The following is a 4,577-nucleotide window of genomic DNA, read 5'->3' as shown; positions in this document are numbered from 1 at the left end:
AATATCAAGAGAGAGATTCCTCACTAACCTCTTTCCATACTTGGTAAGACAAAGAAATCATAGAGATATCCGAAGAGAATCGTCATACTTAAACTTAAACCAAATTGCCAAATCGGTAAGAAGTTATGAATCGTAAAAGTCATAAACCCAAGCATTAAGACGAGGGAAGAGACACATATAGGAATGAAGATAGAACGAGATTTCTCCTCGACTGTTAATTTCAAAATATCCCCATATATAACATGAAGTGTGGAATCAACAATCAATCCAAATGAGATACTAAATGTCATAATAGTAGCTAAATTAAGAGAGAGATCGAAGATGACAAAGAAAGATAACGTACACAGAGGTGGCGCAATATTAATAATTAAAAAGCTAAAGAAGTCTTTAATATTCTTTAAATAAAGTCCTACAAAAAAACTAATAAACAATAGGCTAAGTAAAAAACTCTCCAAGAGGGTTTCAATAATTTCTGCTTGCGAACTCATTAAAGAGTAATAGTTACCATAGAGTTGGTAAGACAATCCCCTAGCAATTAAGAGTTCCTCAACTTCACGAACTTTTTCCAAATAGATGTCAGTATCTAGCGAATGAGACAGAATTTGAAATTGATAACCATCTTCTGAATCTTGTTTTAACGGGACCCTTGCAAAAAGAGTCAAAGCGGCAAACTTATTATCAGGAAGAACCTTTTGCTGAGTATAAATATAATTGGCATTCTTAATACTCTGGATATTTGAGATAGCAATAGAATCATCTGAAAATATCTTAGCAACTTGCTCCTCGATAAGGGCCATATCTTGGGCCTGAGAATAGTTCTCAAAGAGATCAAAACGACTAATTTTAACACCTAATATCGGTGTTCCAACAAATTCATTCTCAACATACTTCGTTTCTTGGTAAATAGGAGACTTCTCTGGAAAGAAGTGCAACGCCTCTACCTGTAATCTTAGATCATTCTTTAAAAAGTAAAAACTCACAAAAGGAATAAGAAGAAGAATGACAACATGGCCCTTGCCAAGCCTTGGAGGTCTAAGATTAAACAAAAGCGGTCTAATATCCGCTTTAACAATTTTCTCATGAGTTAGCCTGTACGAAAGGAGTGTAAAAACTGAACTTAGGATGAGTCCAATTACAGAGATTAAAGAAAAGGACTTAACAGCAGGCACAGTACTTATATAAAGGGATAAAATCCCTAAGAACGTTGTAAAGAGCATAAATAATATTGGCTTCATCTTATGAGATTTCAGTTGCTGATAATCTTTAAATGTTAATGAAGAATAGAAAAGATGAATTATGAGACAGAATATAATAACAAAGGACACCAAGGGTGACATTGTCGAAAGTAAATTACTCTCGCCATAAATAAGCTTCATTAGCACTAATGCAAGAGGAATATTAAGAAGAGGATAGACAAAGAGCATAGCTGTAACGGCCAAAGACTTGGTAAGATAGAGCAAAAGGAAGAACGTGAGAAGAATTAAAGTTGGAAGTATCTTCGTTTTAATATCCTTAGTTGTTTCCCCAATTTCTTTATTTAGATAAGGAAGCCCCGCCATTGCAATAGGAACACTAATCTTTTTAAAATAAGATCTCATATGATCTAAAATTTTGGGAAAGTCTCGCTTAGAAACATCTTTAAACTTCACAAGATAAGCTTCATTTTCTTTATTTAATAATTTGATATCTAGTCGATCATAAGTATTAAAGAAGCTCCTTACATCACTTATCCCCTTCTTTCCCGATAGTGTATAAGGACTGACAATATCATATTCAAGATTAAAAGGTTTTAAACTATCTTCAATCGCTGCCTGACGGTCTTTGCCTACGCTAAAATAGAAGACCATAACATCTTCATTTGTTTCTAGTTTTGAGGATGTAGGAACGAGTAGCTTTTCATCATTATTTTGATACAAAGAGTCCGTATATCCTAAGCCTAGGGCGATCAAGACATAGAGAAGGATAAGTTGAAGTTTATTCATTCAACCTAACCTTAAAACTGATATCAAACTCATCTCTAACATTGGCAATAGCAATTGATGGATCAGGCACAGAAAAGTTTTTCAAGCTAAGCTTAGTCTTTCCCAGAATCATTTTCCACTCTCCATCTGCAACTAATTCAACATTGATTATAATATCTTTTTCAACATTACGAACTTTTAAAAGACCTTTTACTTGCTGTCTTTGTTTATTAAGATCAATACTACTAAGGGCCAAAAACTTTATTTCTGGATACTTCTTCACAGACAAAGTTTCCTCATACATTTTCTCATCACGAGAAGAGTTATCCGTATCAAAGGAGTCTGCCTTAATTGTAACTTGAATATCCTTTAAACTTTGACCATCTCTTCGATAATCAATATTGAACTTTTTTGCATACCCATCAAAACTCGTCGTAATAAATCCAAGTTTTGTGCTCTCACTCTCAAACTTTACAAACTCCTTCCCCTTAGAAGCGTCTTCATAGCTTGAGAATGTATATTCTTTGCCATATATATTGAATAGTAAAAGAAATGAACTTAATCCTATCAATATCTTCATTAAAGACTCCTTATCTTTAAGACCTCTCTTTCCAATTTTATTCTTAAAGAAAGAAAGAGAATATTTAAAATACTAAATATAATAGCAACTGTATTGAGCTCAAACAGATATGGCAGACAAAATATTTCTATAACAACACCGAGATAGTTGGGATTATTTGTTATCTTATAAGCACCTTCTTTAACAACAAACTGCTCAGGGATAATAAATACCTTTGTACTCCATAAATTACCTAGTCTACTCATTGATTCATATCGCAAGAAAGCGGCGAAGAATAAGAGAATAACAATAAATAAATTCTCCAAATTCGGAACAAAAACATAGCTAGTCTCATGGTATTTCATTTCATATTCCACAACAAGAAAAAGAAACCATGAGATATGAAGAACCATCATAAGAGGACGTTGCCACTTTCCGACTTCCTCATAGTTATGTGTGCCCTCATTTCTTCTTGAGATTGCAAGCTCAAACAGCCTATAGAGAACATAGAATGTCCAAATCGTATAAAACATTATGAGCACTTCCTCACTAATGTTATCTCACTATTAAAACCTGGCCCCATTGCGGCCATAACACCAATCTCATCTTTATTTCCCACATTTTGCTTTATAGAATCTTCTAATACATTAAGAACTGAGACAGATGACATATTTCCATGCTTTCTCAGACTGTCCCAACTATTTTGAAAGTCCTTCATCTCAAAGCCAAGGGCTTCTTGCATTGCAATCAAGACTTTTGGCCCGCCTGGATGACTTATAGAGAATTTTATATCATTCATATGATAATTATTACGATCCGTAAGCTGACTCACATTATCAGGGATATTTTCCATCACAATCTTGGAAACATTCTTATTTAGAACGAGTTTAAAACCTGAATCTCTAATATCCCACCCCATTGTGTCTTCAGTATTTCTATAAAAGTAAGCCCCATAATCTAGGACCTCATACTTACTTTCTTTGGCAAGAGGATGCTCATCTCCTACTAAAATAACACTTGCAGCGCCATCACCAAACAAAGAAGAACCGATTAAGTTTTCAAGGCTTAAATCCTGCATTTGAAAAGTCAAAGAGCATAACTCAACTGCACTAACAAGAACAATATCTTTAGGATTGGCCTTGAGGTAGTCATGGGCCCTATTCAAACTTGCCACTCCCCCTAAACAACCAAAACCAAATAACGGAAGTCTCTTCACGCTAGGACTAAATTCTAACTCATTCATAAGAAGGGTATCTAAACTAGGAATAGAGAAGCCCGTGACTGAAGTTGTAATGAATTGACTAATATCACTGAGTTCTAAATTAACTTCTTGTAAAAGCTCTACTATACTTCTCTTTGCTAACTTTAATGCCTCTTCTTTCCATATGGCATTTCTTTGAGCAAGAGTTTTCAACTGAAGAACATCTTTAACTTCAATACACATCGCCCTATTATCGACACATACACTCTTGGTGAATTTTTGCATATCTTCTTTCTTATCTGGCCATAGAGACGACAACATATCAAGAAAGTAGTCTTGAGAATATTCGTGCTCTGGAAAAACTGTTTTACTTGCTAGGATATAACTCATACTTCCTCCTTAATTTGAGATTAGTTTTAAAAGACCTTGAATTGGCGTATAGACATTTCCAATAATACCAATAAAAGTATCAGCTCTTTTTTGCTTCACTTTCAAGAATCTTGCTACCAGCTCACAAATTAGTGGTGACTTTATTATGAGCTGAAAAATACTATTTAAGAGATTTTTTTCCTTAAAATAACTTTCTCTTTCTTTTTGTAGGCAAGTAGCCCATTTTCATTAGGAAATCTTTTTAGAGAATCTCCTAGAATATAGGCACTTTGAAGAGCATTGAAGATGCCTTCACCCGTTAAAGGGTCAATAAAACCGGCACTATCACCGACATAGGCCAATTGCTCCCCCGCAATATGAGAGTTCCTATTCTTAAGAGAGCCTGCACTCTTAATAGGAGTCTCTTGATCAAGCTCAGAAAAGATGTGACATAACTCCGGAGAAGACTTGATATATTCATTAATCA

5 protein-coding genes are annotated in these 4,577 nt (G+C 34.5%); all 5 read right to left on the bottom strand.

Features of this window, described 5'->3' with window-relative positions:
• Window positions 1–23: 23 nt before the first annotated feature.
• Window positions 24–1,982 (bottom strand): hypothetical protein, encoded by a 1,959-nt coding sequence (locus M901_RS13230; RefSeq protein ID WP_021278709.1) that lies wholly within the window; start codon window positions 1,980–1,982, stop codon window positions 24–26.
• Window positions 1,975–2,541 (bottom strand): YceI family protein, encoded by a 567-nt coding sequence (locus M901_RS13225; RefSeq protein WP_021278708.1) that lies wholly within the window; start codon window positions 2,539–2,541, stop codon window positions 1,975–1,977. The genes M901_RS13230 and M901_RS13225 overlap by 8 nt, the downstream gene beginning before the upstream one ends.
• Window positions 2,541–3,053 (bottom strand): isoprenylcysteine carboxylmethyltransferase family protein, encoded by a 513-nt coding sequence (locus tag M901_RS13220; RefSeq protein WP_021278707.1) that lies wholly within the window; start codon window positions 3,051–3,053, stop codon window positions 2,541–2,543. Before M901_RS13220 ends, M901_RS13225 begins: the two co-directional genes overlap by 1 nt.
• The gene (locus M901_RS13215; protein ID WP_021278706.1) at window positions 3,053–4,111 is read right to left on the bottom strand and encodes a type III polyketide synthase; all 1,059 of its coding nucleotides are present in this window, start codon (window positions 4,109–4,111) and stop codon (window positions 3,053–3,055) included. The genes M901_RS13220 and M901_RS13215 overlap by 1 nt, the downstream gene beginning before the upstream one ends.
• A gap of 164 nt (window positions 4,112–4,275) precedes the next feature.
• On the bottom strand, window positions 4,276–4,577 hold a 302-nt coding region (locus M901_RS13210; RefSeq protein ID WP_021278710.1), incomplete at its 5' end, for an NAD(P)/FAD-dependent oxidoreductase.

The organism is Bacteriovorax sp. DB6_IX (assembly GCF_000447775.1).
Taxonomy (GTDB): Bacteria; Bdellovibrionota; Bacteriovoracia; order Bacteriovoracales; family Bacteriovoracaceae; genus Halobacteriovorax_A.
This window is presented reverse-complemented; position numbering and strand designations above follow the sequence as displayed.

Excerpts from the sequence above, each read along its gene's own strand:
- M901_RS13225 (WP_021278708.1), bottom strand. The coding sequence starts at position 2,541 with ATGAAGATATTGATAGGATTAAGTTCATTTCTTTTACTATTCAATATA.
- M901_RS13230 (WP_021278709.1), bottom strand. The coding sequence starts at position 1,982 with ATGAATAAACTTCAACTTATCCTTCTCTATGTCTTGATCGCCCTAGGC.
- M901_RS13220 (WP_021278707.1), bottom strand. The coding sequence starts at position 3,053 with ATGTTTTATACGATTTGGACATTCTATGTTCTCTATAGGCTGTTTGAG.
- M901_RS13215 (WP_021278706.1), bottom strand. The coding sequence starts at position 4,111 with ATGAGTTATATCCTAGCAAGTAAAACAGTTTTTCCAGAGCACGAATAT.